This window comes from Roseibium sp. MMSF_3247 (assembly GCF_030733765.1).
Lineage (GTDB): Bacteria > Pseudomonadota > Alphaproteobacteria > Rhizobiales > Stappiaceae > Roseibium.
This window is the reverse complement of record NZ_JASHII010000004.1, coordinates 1-13819: the sequence shown is the minus strand read 5'-3', so window position 1 is coordinate 13819 and position 13819 is coordinate 1. Positions and strand designations below refer to the sequence as shown.

Annotated in this window: 27 protein-coding genes; all 27 read right to left on the bottom strand. The window is 57.5% G+C overall.

Features of this window, described 5'->3' with window-relative positions; translation table 11 throughout:
* Window positions 1-77: 77 nt before the first annotated feature.
* Window positions 78-1100, bottom strand: a complete 1023-nt coding sequence (locus tag RBB44_RS13950) for a DNA-directed RNA polymerase subunit alpha (protein ID WP_008190287.1) — start codon at window positions 1098-1100, stop codon at window positions 78-80.
* 92 nt (window positions 1101-1192) lie between these two features.
* Complete coding sequence (gene rpsK / locus RBB44_RS13945; RefSeq protein ID WP_006936427.1) at window positions 1193-1582, bottom strand: 30S ribosomal protein S11; 390 nt, start codon at window positions 1580-1582, stop codon at window positions 1193-1195.
* 70 nt (window positions 1583-1652) lie between these two features.
* Window positions 1653-2021, bottom strand: coding sequence for a 30S ribosomal protein S13 (rpsM, locus tag RBB44_RS13940; protein ID WP_133946869.1), 369 nt, complete (start codon window positions 2019-2021; stop codon window positions 1653-1655).
* 180 nt (window positions 2022-2201) lie between these two features.
* A complete protein-coding gene (locus tag RBB44_RS13935) occupies window positions 2202-2798 on the bottom strand; it encodes an adenylate kinase (protein ID WP_133946868.1) in 597 nt (198 codons plus the stop codon).
* A complete protein-coding gene (secY, locus tag RBB44_RS13930) occupies window positions 2795-4126 on the bottom strand; it encodes a preprotein translocase subunit SecY (RefSeq protein ID WP_008193531.1) in 1332 nt (443 codons plus the stop codon). The genes RBB44_RS13935 and secY overlap by 4 nt, the downstream gene beginning before the upstream one ends.
* A gap of 49 nt (window positions 4127-4175) precedes the next feature.
* The gene (gene rplO, locus RBB44_RS13925; protein ID WP_008192103.1) at window positions 4176-4643 is read right to left on the bottom strand and encodes a 50S ribosomal protein L15; all 468 of its coding nucleotides are present in this window, start codon (window positions 4641-4643) and stop codon (window positions 4176-4178) included.
* Window positions 4644-4665: 22 nt separating this feature from the next.
* A complete protein-coding gene (gene rpmD / locus RBB44_RS13920) occupies window positions 4666-4860 on the bottom strand; it encodes a 50S ribosomal protein L30 (RefSeq protein WP_133946866.1) in 195 nt (64 codons plus the stop codon).
* A 41-nt stretch (window positions 4861-4901) separates the two neighbouring features.
* Window positions 4902-5468, bottom strand: a complete 567-nt coding sequence (gene rpsE / locus RBB44_RS13915; protein ID WP_008195825.1) for a 30S ribosomal protein S5 — start codon at window positions 5466-5468, stop codon at window positions 4902-4904.
* 41 nt (window positions 5469-5509) lie between these two features.
* On the bottom strand, window positions 5510-5872 hold the full coding sequence (gene rplR, locus RBB44_RS13910; protein WP_133946865.1) for a 50S ribosomal protein L18: 363 nt from the start codon (window positions 5870-5872) through the stop codon (window positions 5510-5512).
* Window positions 5873-5884: 12 nt separating this feature from the next.
* Window positions 5885-6418, bottom strand: a complete 534-nt coding sequence (rplF, locus tag RBB44_RS13905; protein ID WP_055671481.1) for a 50S ribosomal protein L6 — start codon at window positions 6416-6418, stop codon at window positions 5885-5887.
* A 41-nt stretch (window positions 6419-6459) separates the two neighbouring features.
* On the bottom strand, window positions 6460-6858 hold the full coding sequence (gene rpsH, locus RBB44_RS13900) for a 30S ribosomal protein S8 (RefSeq protein ID WP_133946864.1): 399 nt from the start codon (window positions 6856-6858) through the stop codon (window positions 6460-6462).
* A 12-nt stretch (window positions 6859-6870) separates the two neighbouring features.
* Complete coding sequence (gene rpsN, locus RBB44_RS13895; RefSeq protein ID WP_008189926.1) at window positions 6871-7176, bottom strand: 30S ribosomal protein S14; 306 nt, start codon at window positions 7174-7176, stop codon at window positions 6871-6873.
* A gap of 21 nt (window positions 7177-7197) precedes the next feature.
* Entirely contained in the window at window positions 7198-7755 is a 558-nt protein-coding gene (gene rplE, locus RBB44_RS13890; protein ID WP_133946863.1) for a 50S ribosomal protein L5, read from the bottom strand.
* Window positions 7748-8065, bottom strand: a complete 318-nt coding sequence (gene rplX, locus RBB44_RS13885; RefSeq protein WP_133946862.1) for a 50S ribosomal protein L24 — start codon at window positions 8063-8065, stop codon at window positions 7748-7750. Before rplX ends, rplE begins: the two co-directional genes overlap by 8 nt.
* Entirely contained in the window at window positions 8065-8433 is a 369-nt protein-coding gene (gene rplN / locus RBB44_RS13880) for a 50S ribosomal protein L14 (RefSeq protein ID WP_008191626.1), read from the bottom strand. The genes rplX and rplN overlap by 1 nt, the downstream gene beginning before the upstream one ends.
* A 70-nt stretch (window positions 8434-8503) precedes the next feature.
* The gene (rpsQ, locus tag RBB44_RS13875) at window positions 8504-8737 is read right to left on the bottom strand and encodes a 30S ribosomal protein S17 (RefSeq protein ID WP_008195414.1); all 234 of its coding nucleotides are present in this window, start codon (window positions 8735-8737) and stop codon (window positions 8504-8506) included.
* A 12-nt stretch (window positions 8738-8749) separates the two neighbouring features.
* The gene (gene rpmC / locus RBB44_RS13870) at window positions 8750-8950 is read right to left on the bottom strand and encodes a 50S ribosomal protein L29 (protein WP_133946861.1); all 201 of its coding nucleotides are present in this window, start codon (window positions 8948-8950) and stop codon (window positions 8750-8752) included.
* Window positions 8951-8971: 21 nt separating this feature from the next.
* The gene (gene rplP, locus RBB44_RS13865; protein ID WP_133946860.1) at window positions 8972-9385 is read right to left on the bottom strand and encodes a 50S ribosomal protein L16; all 414 of its coding nucleotides are present in this window, start codon (window positions 9383-9385) and stop codon (window positions 8972-8974) included.
* Between the two features lie 47 nt (window positions 9386-9432).
* Entirely contained in the window at window positions 9433-10161 is a 729-nt protein-coding gene (rpsC, locus tag RBB44_RS13860) for a 30S ribosomal protein S3 (protein ID WP_040450745.1), read from the bottom strand.
* Window positions 10161-10541, bottom strand: a complete 381-nt coding sequence (gene rplV / locus RBB44_RS13855) for a 50S ribosomal protein L22 (RefSeq protein WP_008197234.1) — start codon at window positions 10539-10541, stop codon at window positions 10161-10163. The genes rpsC and rplV overlap by 1 nt, the downstream gene beginning before the upstream one ends.
* A 2-nt stretch (window positions 10542-10543) precedes the next feature.
* Window positions 10544-10822, bottom strand: a complete 279-nt coding sequence (rpsS, locus tag RBB44_RS13850; protein WP_133946859.1) for a 30S ribosomal protein S19 — start codon at window positions 10820-10822, stop codon at window positions 10544-10546.
* An 11-nt stretch (window positions 10823-10833) separates the two neighbouring features.
* Window positions 10834-11667 carry a 50S ribosomal protein L2 gene (rplB, locus tag RBB44_RS13845; protein ID WP_133946858.1) on the bottom strand — a complete coding sequence of 278 codons (834 nt, stop codon included), beginning with the start codon at window positions 11665-11667 and terminating at the stop codon, window positions 10834-10836.
* A gap of 18 nt (window positions 11668-11685) precedes the next feature.
* The gene (locus tag RBB44_RS13840) at window positions 11686-11979 is read right to left on the bottom strand and encodes a 50S ribosomal protein L23 (protein WP_008196252.1); all 294 of its coding nucleotides are present in this window, start codon (window positions 11977-11979) and stop codon (window positions 11686-11688) included.
* A complete protein-coding gene (gene rplD / locus RBB44_RS13835; protein WP_133946857.1) occupies window positions 11976-12596 on the bottom strand; it encodes a 50S ribosomal protein L4 in 621 nt (206 codons plus the stop codon). Before rplD ends, RBB44_RS13840 begins: the two co-directional genes overlap by 4 nt.
* Entirely contained in the window at window positions 12596-13306 is a 711-nt protein-coding gene (rplC, locus tag RBB44_RS13830; protein ID WP_306148348.1) for a 50S ribosomal protein L3, read from the bottom strand. Before rplC ends, rplD begins: the two co-directional genes overlap by 1 nt.
* A 23-nt stretch (window positions 13307-13329) precedes the next feature.
* Entirely contained in the window at window positions 13330-13638 is a 309-nt protein-coding gene (rpsJ, locus tag RBB44_RS13825; RefSeq protein ID WP_006936455.1) for a 30S ribosomal protein S10, read from the bottom strand.
* 76 nt (window positions 13639-13714) lie between these two features.
* A partial coding sequence (locus tag RBB44_RS13820) for a hypothetical protein (RefSeq protein ID WP_306150545.1) occupies window positions 13715-13819 on the bottom strand: 105 nt, incomplete at its 5' end.

The following is a 13819-nucleotide window of genomic DNA, read 5'->3' as shown; positions in this document are numbered from 1 at the left end:
TCTCCTTTGTCTTTCAGGCAGTCCGCTCTTTGTGTGTTGAGCGCTTGCCCGGTTGCTCCGTTAGGACGCGTACGCCCTTAATACTGATGATCTTCGTAGCGCTTGGCGAGATCGTCGATGTTCTCAGGCGGCCAGTTGGCCACTTCCATGCCAAGATGGAGACCCATCTGGGCGAGAACTTCCTTGATCTCGTTGAGCGACTTGCGGCCGAAATTCGGGGTCCGCAGCATTTCCGCTTCGGTCTTCTGAATGAGATCGCCAATATACACGATATTGTCGTTCTTCAGACAGTTTGCAGACCGGACAGACAATTCCAACTCGTCGACTTTCTTCAGAAGCGCCGGGTTGAAAGCCAGTTCCGGGACAGTGTCCTCGGCGACTTCGCGCTGCGGCTCTTCGAAATTGACGAAGATGGAAAGCTGATCCTGCAGAATGCGTGCGGCAAATGCCACGGCATCATCCGGCTTGACGGAACCGTCGGTTTCAACAGTCAGGGTCAGCTTGTCATAGTCAAGAACCTGGCCCTCACGGGTGTTTTCCACCTTGTAAGAAACCTTCTTGACCGGAGAGTAGAGGCTGTCGACAGGGATCAGGCCAATCGGTGCGTCTTCCGGACGATTCCGGTCTGACGAATGATAGCCCTTGCCTGTGTTAACAGTGAACTCCATGCGGATTTCAGCGCCTTCATCCAGGGTGCATAGCACCAGATCCGGATTGAGAACCTCCACGTCGCCAACGGTCTGAATGTCGCCTGCGGTCACAACACCAGGTCCCTGCTTGCGCACAACCATGCGCTTGGGGCCTTCACCTTCCATACGGATGGCGATTTCCTTGATGTTGAGAACGATGTCGGTGACATCTTCACGAACGCCGGGGATCGAGGAGAACTCATGAAGAACGCCGTCAATCTGTACCGCGGTCACAGCAGCACCCTGCAGAGAAGACAGCAGGATGCGGCGCAGCGCGTTGCCCAAGGTCAGGCCATAGCCACGCTCGAGCGGCTCGGCAACAACGGTTGCCAAGAAGCGCGGGTCATCACCCGGCTTGATCTCGAGTTTGGTCGGCTTGATAAGTTCTTGCCAGTTTTTTTGAATGGTCACGTTTTCGTCCCTTCGGCTATCCCGCCCGGGTCAATTCAATGCCGGGCTATTCTTTGCCATTTGGAGAAACAAGTACCTAAAGCTGGAAAGCCTTAGACGCGGCGGCGCTTGCGCGGACGGCAGCCATTGTGCGGAATCGGCGTCACGTCACGGATGGACGTGATGAGGAAACCGGCAGCCTGCAGAGCACGCAGAGCAGATTCACGACCAGAACCCGGACCACGGACTTCTACTTCCAGAGTACGCATGCCGTGTTCAGCTGCTTTCTTAGCAGCATCTTCAGCAGCAACCTGAGCGGCATACGGCGTGGACTTACGGGAGCCCTTGAAGCCGAGTGCACCAGCGGAAGACCAGGAAATCGCGTTGCCTTGAGCATCCGTGATCGTGATCATCGTGTTATTGAATGTGGAATTCACATGCGCAACGCCAGAAGAGATGTTCTTGCGCTCGCGGCGACGCACGCGCGTCGTGTCTTTAGCCATTCTGTTGTCCTTGTATTGATCTCGTCACTGCCGTAATCCCGGCAGCTCCACCACCAATCGCAAAGCGATCTTATTTCTTCTTACCTGCGATCGGTTTCGCCGGACCCTTACGGGTACGTGCGTTCGTGTGCGTCCGCTGACCACGAACCGGGAGGCCGCGGCGGTGACGCAGGCCGCGGTAGCAGCCAAGGTCCATCAGACGTTTGATGTTCATCGCAGTCTCACGGCGAAGATCACCTTCCACGAGGTAATCGCGGTCGATGGTTTCACGGATCTGCAGAACTTCTGCGTCGGAAAGCTCGTTTACACGGCGGGCCGCATCGATGTTGTTCTTTTCGATGATTTCCTGGGCGAATTTCGCACCAATGCCGTGAATGTACTGAAGCGCGATAACCACGCGCTTGTTCGTTGGGATGTTAACGCCAGCAATACGTGCCACGTTCGTCTCCATGTTTTGCGGGCAAAACTTGCGCCTGACCGCGTTTCAAAAAGCCCCGCGTCCGGTGGAGTCCGGCCCTTGCAGGGTACGAAAATGCCGGGGCAGCCCCGGCACAGAGAATGCCGGTCCCATGGGCATGGAACCGGCTTAACTGTAAGGTGAGCGCGTCGTTTAGCCGCTCTAAACCTTCTCGTCAAGTCCCTGAAGTACGGATTCGATAGAAGCCGTTACGTCATCAATTGCCTGCATGCCATCAATGACGGACAGGAGACCTGTTTTCTCGTAGTAGGGAACAACAACCGCTGTATCCCGGTTGTAAGCCTCGAGCCGATCCTTGAAGACCTCAGGGTCGTCATCCTTGCGAACCGGCTGGCCGGCAGCCTTGGCTTCTTCCGCCCGGTTGATAATCCGGTCGACCAGTTTGGTCTGATCAACGCGGAGTTCAATCACGGCGTTCAGCTTCAGGCTGTTTTCACTCAGCATGTCGTCGAGTGCTTCTGCTTGGGCCAATGTGCGTGGGAAGCCATCCAGGATAAATCCCTTCTTGGCGTCGTCCTCAGCAATCCGGTCCCGGATGATGCCGACAACGATTTCGTCTGACACAAGACCACCGGCGTCCATGACAGCCTTGGCCTGCAGTCCGACCGGGGTCTCCGCGGCGACAGCTGCACGCAGCATGTCTCCAGTGGAAAGTTGAGGAATACCATATTTCTCAACCAGCCTTGCGGCCTGTGTCCCCTTCCCCGCTCCTGGCGGTCCAACCAGAATGAGCCTCATCGACGTTTCCCCCTAAGTTTCGATTTCTTCACCAGCCCCTCATATTGATGCGCCAGCAAATGACCCTGGATCTGCGATACGGTATCCATTGTCACGCTCACGACAATCAACAAGGATGTTCCACCGAAATAGAACGGAACGCCAGTCGCCGAAATGAGGAATTCGGGTAATAGACAAACGATGGTGATGTAAATCGCACCAACGACCGTAATCCGGGTCAACACGAAGTCGATGTATTGGGCGGTGCGCTCTCCTGGACGAATGCCTGGAATGAAGCCACCGTGTTTCTTCAGATTGTCAGCGGTGTCGCTCGGATTGAAGACAATCGCCGTGTAGAAGAAACAGAAGAAGATGATCATGGCTGCGTAGAACACCATGAACAATGGCTGTCCATGTCCGAGCAGAGCCGTGATCGTTGTCAGCCATTCATTGCCGCCACCTGCATTGAAGCCGGAAATCGTTGCCGGAACCAAAAGCAGCGAAGATGCAAAGATCGGCGGGATAACGCCAGCTGTGTTCAGCTTGAGCGGCAGGAACGAGGTGTTGCCCTCGAACATGCGGTTGCCCATCTGGCGCTTCGGATACTGGATCAGAAGACGGCGCTGTGCGCGCTCCATGAACACGATGAACGCGATCACGACAATGGCCAGGAGGATGACTGCCAGGATGATGCCGGTTGCCAGCGACCCCTGACGGCCCAGCTCGAGCGTCTGCACGATCGCGGACGGCAGTCCTGCGACAATGCCCGCAAAGATGATCAGCGAAATACCGTTACCGATGCCGCGCGAAGTGATCTGCTCACCCAGCCACATCAGGAACATGGTGCCGCCAACAAGTGTGATCACGGTCGATGCACGGAAGAACCAGCCCGGATCGGTCACAACATTGGTGGCGCCCTCAAGACCAACGGCGATTCCGTAGGCCTGGAATGCAGCCAATACAACGGTTCCGTACCGGGTGTACTGGTTGATAACCTTGCGGCCCTGCTCGCCTTCCTTCTTCAGCTGCTCAAGAGACGGAACGACCGTCGTCATGAGCTGCATGATAATGGAAGCGGAGATGTACGGCATGATGCCAAGGGCGAAGATCGCCATACGCTCGACGGCACCGCCGGCGAACATGTTGAACATGCCAATGATACCGGACTGAGCCTGGTTAAAGGCCTGCGCGAAGGCTTCCGGGTTGATGCCGGGCATCGGAATGTAAGTGCCCAGTCGATAAACCAAAAGCGCCCCCAGCGTGAACCAGATGCGCTTTTTGAGTTCTTCAGCCTTGGCGAAAGCTGAGAAATTTAGATTTGACGCCAGTTGCTCGGCGGCCGATGCCATGCCCTACTCCGGTCAGATGCTTGCTGACAAATGGGAAAAGCCCAGGCTGTTAAGCCTGAGCTCCCAGAACGGCGACCTTGCCGCCCGCTTTTTCGATCGCTGCAACAGCGCCCTTGGAGGCACCGGCAACTTCAAAGGTCACTGCCGCGGTGAGCTCACCGGAAGCAACGAGGCGCACGCCATCGCGGACCCGCTTGACAACACCAGCAGCCTTGAGCGCTTCGACGGTAACCGCTTCAGACGCGTTCAGCTTGCCGGCATCAATCGCTTGTTGAACACGGCCAATGGACACAGTGTTGAAGTCCTTGGCAAAGATGTTCGTGAAGCCGCGCTTCGGCAGGCGGCGGTGAAGCGGCATCTGACCGCCTTCAAAACCCTTGATCGCCACGCCAGAACGGGACTTCTGACCTTTTACACCACGGCCACCGGTCTTGCCCTTGCCAGACCCGATACCGCGGCCAACGCGTGTGCGCTCGGAAGAGGCACCATCGTTGTCACGAAGTTCGTTGAGCTTCATGTCTTTTCTCCTCACCCCGTCCTCACGCGTCTTCGACGACGCGAACGAGATGCTGGACCTTATTGATCATGCCGCGCACTTCAGGTGTGTCCTTCAGTGTGGAACGGCGGTGCATCTTGTTCAGGCCGAGACCGACGAGCGTCGCGCGCTGGTCCTTCGGACGGCGCAGCGGGCTGCCGATCTGTTCGACCGTAACAGTCTTTTCGGTGTTCGCCATGGAACTAACCCTCATTCAGCTGGTGGCTGGCGCCGCTAAGGTCAAGCCTCAGCGGCAGCCGGAGCCGCCTCATCGTTGTTGTCACGGCGCCGGGACTGCAACACAGAGACCTTGAGGCCACGGCGGGCAGCGACGGAGCGCGGGCTGTCTTCTTTGGTCAGCGCGTTAAAGGTCGCACGAACCATGTTGTAGGGGTTGGATGTCCCCAAAGACTTTGCCACAACGTCCTGAACGCCAAGCGTTTCAAAGACCGCACGCATCGGACCACCTGCGATGATACCGGTACCGGCCGGTGCTGCGCGCAGCAGAACCTTGCCAGCGCCGTGACGGCCTTCCACATCGTGGTGGAGAGTCCGGCCTTCACGCAGCGGCACACGGATCATCGTGCGCTTTGCAGCTTCAGTTGCTTTCCGGATGGCTTCCGGCACTTCGCGTGCCTTACCATGACCGAAGCCGACACGGCCCTTTTGATCACCAACCACGACGAGGGCTGCGAAACCGAAACGGCGGCCACCCTTGACCACTTTGGCAACGCGGTTGATGTGTACGAGCTTGTCGACGAATTCGCTGTCGCGCTCTTCGCGCTCGCGATTTTCTTGTCTCGCCATATTATACGTCTTCCGTACTTAGGAGCGCCAACGGGCGCTGGTCAGAATTCAAGTCCACCTTCGCGGGCAGCATCGGCGAGCGCTTTCACACGCCCATGATACTGGTAACCGCCCCGGTCGAACACGACCTGCTTGACACCTGCGGCAGCTGCACGCTCGGCGACAAGCTTGCCAACGGCTGCAGCTGCAGACACGTCGGCGCCCGTTTTCAGGCCGCCCTTCAGATCTTTTTCGATCGTGGAAGCGGAGACAATTGTATGTCCCTGCGCATCGTCGATGATCTGGGCATAGATCTGCTTCGACGAGCGGAAGATAGAAAGGCGCGGACGACCGTTCGCGGCTTTCTTGACTGAACGGCGCACGCGATCGCGGCGGCGTTCGAAAGCTTGTTTGCTGTTCGCCATGATCTCGGTCCGTTACTTCTTCTTGCCTTCTTTGCGGACGATGAACTCGTCTGCATAACGAACGCCTTTGCCTTTGTACGGCTCCGGCGGGCGGAATTCGCGGATTTCAGCTGCGACCTGGCCGACACGTTGTTTGTCGGTGCCAGAAACGCTGATTTCCGTCGGTTTCGCACATTTGATCTCGATACCTTCCGGGATCGCATAGATCACATCATGTGAGAAGCCGAGTGCCAGCTGAAGGTTTTGACCCTGGACCTGTGCACGGTAACCAACACCAGTGATCGCGAGGTCTTTCTTGAAGCCATCGGTCACGCCGGTGATCAGGTTCTGAACCATGGTGCGGCTCATACCCCACATGGAGCGAGCCGGCTTGGAGTCGTTACGCGGATCGATTTTGATCCCGTCATCAGTCATTTCGGCCAGAACGAGTTCATTGAGCATGAAAGACTTTTCGCCTTTCGGGCCCTTGATCGTAACTGTCTGACCGTCGATCGATGCCGTTACCCCGCTTGGCACGGGGACTGGCTTTTTGCCAATACGAGACATTTGACCAACCTTGTCGTTGTTTTAACAGCGAGAATGCCGCGTCAGAAGACGCGACACAGAACCTCGCCACCTACATTTTCGTCCCGCGCCTGATGGTCGCTCATGACGCCACGCGGGGTCGAAATGATCGACACGCCCAGGCCATTAGAGACATGCGGGATGTTTTTCACCGACGAGTAAACGCGGCGGCCCGGCTTGGATACGCGCTCAATCGTGCGGATCACCGGCTCACCGTCGAAATACTTCAGTTCGATTTCCAACTCGGACTTACCGCCCTCGTATTCAACCGTGGTGTAGCCACGGATGTACCCTTCTTTTGCAAGCACATCAAGTACGTGTGCACGCAATTTAGAATTTGGTGAGCTGACCTTGTTTTTGCGACGCAGCTGCGCGTTGCGAATCCGGGTCAGCATATCCCCCAACGGATCAGAAATTGCCATCGGAGTTTCTCCTTACCAGCTCGACTTAACCAGGCCCGGGATCTTACCCAGGGAACCCAGTTCACGAAGCGCGATACGCGACATCTTTAGCTTGCGGTAATAACCGCGCGGACGGCCGGACACTTCGCAACGGTTGCGAACGCGGTTCGGCGCGGAGTTCCGCGGCAGTTTGGCCAGCTTCAGGCGGGCATTGAACTGCTCTTCAGGGCTCAAGGTATCGTCCTTGGCCATGGCTTTCAGAGCAGCACGCTTCTCGGCATACTTTTTGACAAGCTTCTCGCGACGCTTGTTCTTCTCGACTGCGCTTTTCTTCGCCATCGTGTTTCCCTTCCTTGCCCGTTACTTCGTGAACGGGAAGTTGAAAGCACGCAGAAGCTCGCGCGCCTCGTCATCGTTTGGCGCCGTGGTGCAGACGATCACGTCCATGCCCCAGATCTGGTCGACTTTGTCGTACTCGATTTCCGGGAACACGATGTGTTCTTTGATGCCCATAGCGTAGTTGCCGCGACCGTCGAAGCTCTTCGGGTTCAGACCGCGGAAGTCACGAACGCGCGGCAGCGCGATTGTGATCATGCGATCCAGGAACTCGAACATCTGCTGGCGGCGCAGGGTCACCTTGACACCAAGCGGCATGCCTTCACGAACCTTAAAGGTCGCGATGGACTTCTTCGCTTTGGTGATGACCGGCTTCTGACCGGCAATCGCTGCCAGATCTTCTGCTGCAGTACGCGCCTTTTTGGAGTCGCCTACGGCTTCGCCAACGCCAATGTTCAGGACGATCTTTTCCAGCTGCGGAACTTGCATAACGTTCTTGTACTGGAATTTCTCCTGAAGCTGCTTGCGCACGACTTCGTCATAATGCGTCTTGAGACGCGGTACGTTAGTGGTCTCAGCCATCGATCAGGTCTCCCGAACGCTTGGCCACACGAACCTTGGCACCATCGTCCTGCACCTTGAAGCCGACGCGGGTCGCCTTGCCGTCTTTCGGATCGGCCAGAGCGATGTTCGACAGGTGGATCGGTGCCTCTTTGGACACGATGCCAGCTTCCTGCGATTGGGTCTGCTTCTGGTGACGGCGGACCATGTTGATGCCGCGTACCAGCGCCTTGTTGTCAGCCGGCAGCATCTGGATAACTTCACCAGATTTGCCCTTGTCACGGCCGGTCAATACGACCACCGTGTCGCCTTTTTTAATTTTCGCAGCCATCAGAGCACCTCCGGCGCGAGCGAAATGATTTTCATATGGTTCTTGGCGCGGAGTTCACGCGGCACCGGACCAAAGATACGGGTGCCGACTGGCTCCTTGTTGTTATTCACCAGCACGGCCGCATTGCGGTCGAACCGGATCACGCTGCCATCGGGACGGCGGATATCCTTAGCCGTGCGCACGACGACAGCCTTCATCACGTCGCCCTTTTTAACGCGGCCCCGCGGAATAGCCTCTTTGACGGAGACGACGATGATGTCGCCTACCTGGGCATATTTGCGCTTGGAGCCGCCGAGCACTTTGATGCACATGACACGACGGGCGCCGGAATTGTCGGCGACGTCGAGGTTTGTTTGCATCTGAATCATGACTGGCTGCCTTGTTCTTCTATCGGCGCACCGTTACGCGGGCGCCTGATGCTCACCTGACGGAGCGTGATCACTGAGTAGTGACCACAGTCCAACGTTTGTTTTTCGAGATCGGCGCACACTCTTCAATCTGAACTGTGTCGCCAACCTTGTATTGGTTGCTTTCATCATGTGCGCGGTACTTCTTAGTCCGGCGCACAGTCTTTTTCAGCAGCGGGTGTGTGAAGCGGCGCTCCACATTTACCGTCACCGTCTTGTCATTGGCGTCGCTGACAACGGTGCCCTGCAGGATACGCTTTGGCATTGATCCGTCTCCTTATGCGGTCGCCGACACGCGCTTTTCGCGCATGATGGTCTGGATACGCGCGATATCACGGCGGATTTGCCGGACACGTGCAGTGTTTTCAAGCTGACCCGTAGCCTTCTGGAAGCGCAGGTTGAACTGCTCTTTCTTCAGGCCCTCAAGCTCTGTGCGGAGCTCGTCGAGGGTCTTAGCCCGTACATCGGTCGCCTTCATGGCTGTCTCTCCTGGCCTGCCTTATTCGCCGATACGCTGAACGAAACGGCACTTGATCGGCAGCTTGGCAGCGGCAAGACGCATTGCTTCACGAGCAACGTCTTCCGGCACACCGTCAATTTCGAACATGATCCGGCCCGGCTTGACACGGCAAGCCCAGTAATCCGGAGAACCCTTACCTTTACCCATGCGGACTTCAGCCGGTTTCGAGGAAACTGGCAGATCCGGGAAGATGCGGATCCAAACACGACCCGCACGTTTCATGTGACGGGTCATAGCACGACGGGCCGCTTCGATCTGACGAGCGGTAACCCGCTCCGGCTCCAGAGCCTTCAGACCGAATGCGCCGAAGTTGAGGTCAGTCCCCCCCTTCGACAAGCCGTGAATGCGGCCTTTGTGCTGCTTGCGGAACTTAGTGCGCTTCGGTTGCAGCATCGTTCTTCTCTCGTCTTTCTTATCTTACGAGCGGCAGGCAGCTTATATTAAGCTGCGCGCTCGCGGCCCCGATCCCGGCGTCCGCCGCGATCACCCTGGTTGCCTTCGGAAGCAGCCGTCGCACGGCGTTCGGACGCCATCGGGTCATGTTCCAGAATTTCACCCTTGAAGATCCAGACCTTCACACCGCACACGCCGTAAGCTGTGTGCGCACTTGCAACACCGTAGTCGATGTCCGCACGCAGAGTGTGAAGCGGCACACGGCCTTCACGGTACCATTCGATACGCGCGATTTCCGCACCGCCGAGACGGCCGCCGCAGTTGATCCGAATGCCCTGTGCGCCCAGACGCATGGCGGACTGAACAGCCCGTTTCATGGCGCGGCGGAAAGCAACACGGCGTTCCAGCTGCTGAGCGATCGAAGCGGCAACCAATGTCGCGTCGATTTCCGGCTTGCGCACTTCAACGATGTTGAGATGCACTTCGGAATTGGTGATTTCAGCAATCTTCTTGCGAAGACGCTCGATGTCCGCACCTTTTTTACCGATGACCACACCCGGACGACCGGAGTGAATGGACACACGGCACTTCTTGTGCGGGCGCTCGATAACTACCTTGGACACCGCCGCCTGCTTGAGTTCCTTCATCAGGTACTCACGAATGCGGAAGTCTTCGTGCAGAAGATCGCCGTACTCGTTTTTGTTGGCGTACCAGCGGGAGTCCCAGGTGCGGTTGATCCCGAGGCGCATGCCGATCGGGTTAACTTTGTGTCCCATCAGGCACTCTCCTCAACTTCGCGCACAACGATGGTCAGGTTCGAGAACGGCTTCTCGATCCGGCCAACCCGTCCGCGTGCACGGGCCTGGAAGCGCTTGATGACAAATGCTTTGCCAACGTGAGCTTCGGCAACCACCAGGTTGTCGATGTCCAGGTCGTGATTGTTTTCCGCGTTTGCAATCGCAGACATCAAGGTTTTCTTGACGTCCTGCGCAATGCGCTTGCGGGAGAATGTCAGGTCCGCGATTGCGGAACCGACTTTTTTACCGCGGATAGCAGCAGCAACGAGATTCAGCTTGCGGGGAGAGACGCGGATCATCCGCGTCATTGCCCGAGCTTCGTTGTCAGCGAGCACCCGCTCACGCTTCGGCTTGCCCATCGTTACTTCCTCTTCGCCTTCTTGTCGGCGCCGTGCCCGTAATAGGTCCGGGACGGTGAGAACTCACCGAACTTGTGACCAATCATCTCTTCAGACACCAGCACCGGAACGTGCTTCTGACCGTTGTAGACGCCGAAGGTAAGACCAACGAACTGCGGGAGGATCGTCGAGCGGCGGCTCCAGGTCTTGATGACCTCGTTCCGGCCGGCCTCGCGGACCTTCTCCGCTTTCTTCAGCAGATACCCGTCGACAAACGGACCTTTCCAGATCGAACGTGCCACGATCCTGTCCCTTACTTCTTACGCGCGTGGCGGGAGCGGACGATAAACTTATCGGTCTGCTTGTTCTTCCGCGTGCGCTTACCTTTGGTCGGTTTACCCCAAGGAGTAACCGGATGACGACCGCCGGAGGTCCGACCTTCACCACCACCATGCGGGTGGTCGATCGGGTTCATGGCAACACCGCGAACGTGCGGTTTGATGCCCAGCCAGCGGGAACGGCCTGCCTTGCCGAGGTTCACATTGGAGTGGTCCGGGTTGGACACAGCGCCAATGGTTGCCATGCAAGTGCCGAGAACACGGCGCTGTTCACCAGACATCAGGCGCAGCGTTGTGTAACCCTGGTCACGGCCGACGATCTGAACGAACGCACCGGCAGAGCGAGCGATCTGGGCGCCTTTGCCCGGCTTCAGCTCGATGTTGTGCACAATCGTACCAACCGGAATGCGCGACAGAGGAGCCGCATTGCCCGGTTTCACGTCTACGTTTTCACCGGCGACAACAGTGTCGCCTTCGGACAAGCGCTGCGGAGCCAGGATGTAGCTCAGCTCGCCGTCTTCGTAACGGATCAGAGCGATGAATGCGGTCCGGTTCGGATCGTATTCCAGGCGCTCAACCGTTGCCGGCACGTCCCACTTGCGGCGCTTGAAGTCGACAAGACGGTAAGTCCGCTTGTGACCGCCACTGCGGTTCGGAGACGTGATGCGTCCAGTGTTGTTCCGGCCGCCCTTTTTAGAAAGGCCTTCGGTCAAGGTCTTGACCGGCTTGCCCTTCCAAAGACCGGAGCGGTCAACCTGTACCAGCTGACGGCGGCCCGGGGACGTCGGATTGAATGTCTTAAGTGCCATTTTTCTTAAGTCCCCGTCTTAGAGCCCGGTGGCCACGTCGATTGCGTGACCTTCCTGCAGCGTTACGACGGCCTTCTTGAAGTCAGACTGGCGGCCAAGACGTCCGCGGAAGCGCTTCACTTTGCCCTTGCGGACAAGAGTGTTGACTGCCGTGACCTTGACGCCGAACAGTGCTTCGACAGCGGCCTTGATTTCCGGCTTGGTTGCATCATTGGCAACCTTGAAGACAACCTTGTTCTCTTCAGAAGCCATCGTCGACTTTTCGGTGATTACCGGGCCAACGATTTTGTCGTAGTGAGGAAGATTGCTCATTTAAAGCGCTCCTCAAGTGCGGACACCGCAGCTTTCGTCAACACAAGGGTGTTGGCGCGCAGGATGTCGTAAACATTGATGCCCTGAACCGGCAACACATCCAGGTGCGGAATGTTGCGGGACGCCAGTGCGAAGTTGTTGTCAACTTCGGCGCCGTCAATCACCAGAGCGCTGGTCAGGCCGAGCTTGTTCAGCTGGGACTTGAGAGCCTTGGTTTTCGCTTCAGCAGCTTTTGCATCTTCAACAACAACAATGCTGTCTGCCTTTGCTTTCGCGGACAGTGCATGCTTCAGGCCGAGGACGCGGACTTTCTTCGGCAGGTCATGGCCATGATCGCGAACGACCGGACCGAATGCCTTACCACCACCGCGGAACTGCGGAGCCTTCTTGTTGCCGTGACGCGCGCCGCCGGAACCTTTCTGGCGAACGAATTTCTTCGTAGAACCAGTAACTTCCGAACGACCAAGCGTCTTGTGGGTACCCGCCTGGCGCTTGGCAAGCTGCCAGCGCACAACGCGGTGGATCAAATCGGTGCGCGGCTCGAGACCAAAGATCTCGTCAGACACCGTGATCGAACCGGCCGCCCCACCTTCGAGGGTCTTGACCTGGAGTTCCATCACTCACTCTCCTTCCCGGCAGCCTCAGCCGCTTCGGACGCCTTGAAAGCACCCGGGACCGGAACGTTTTCCGGCAGCGCCTTTTTGATCGCGTCGCGGACCTGGATCCAGCCGCCCTTGGCGCCCGGTACAGAGCCTTCGACCATGATCAGGCCACGCTCAACATCAGTGCGCACAACCTTGAGGTTCTGCGTGGTCACCCGGGCATCGCCCATGTGACCGGCCATCTTCTTGCCCTTAAACACGCGGCCCGGGTCCTGACATTGACCGGTAGAACCGTGTGAGCGGTGCGAGATCGAGTTACCGTGCGATGCACGGCCACCACCGAAGTTGTGACGCTTCATAACACCGGCAAAACCTTTACCGATGGAAGTTCCGGTCACGTCGACATACTGGCCTTCGACGTAGTGGTCAGCGGTGATTTCCGCGCCAACGTCGATCATGTTGTCCGCAGAAACGCGGAACTCGACCACGGTCCGCTTCGGCTCAACCTTTGCAACAGCAAAGTGACCGCGCAGTGCCTTCGGCGTATTTTTTACTTTACGGGTACCGGCACCGAGCTGCAGTGCGTTGTAACCGTTCTTTTCGTCAGTCCGGTGGGCAACCACCTGGCAGTTTTCCAGCCGCAATACTGTGACCGGAACATGTTCGCCTGCATCGTTATAGATGCGGGTCATGCCCACTTTCTGAGCGATCACTCCAGAACGCATGGATGTGTCCCCTTCGCCTCGCCTCAGAGCTTGATCTCGACGTCGACACCAGCGGCCAGGTCGAGCTTCATCAGCGCGTCCACGGTCTGCGGTGTCGGGTCAACGATGTCGAGAAGGCGCTTGTGTGTGCGCATCTCGAACTGATCGCGGCTTTTCTTATCGATATGCGGGCCACGAAGTACGGTGTACTTTTCGATCCGCGTCGGCAGCGGCACGGGACCCCGTACCTGTGCACCGGTCCGCTTGGCCGTATTGACGATTTCCTTGGTGGAAGCATCGAGAATACGGTGGTCAAAAGCCTTCAGGCGGATCCGGATATTCTGACCGTTCATTGTTGTTGTTCCCAATAAGACTGGCGGGCCTGCCCGCATTCACTTGTAATAAGGTGCCAGCAGGCCCGGCTGTCGATTATTCGATGATTGAGGCGACGACGCCAGCGCCTACGGTGCGGCCACCTTCGCGGATCGCGAAGCGCAGACCGTCTTCCATGGCGATCGGCACGATCAGCTCAAC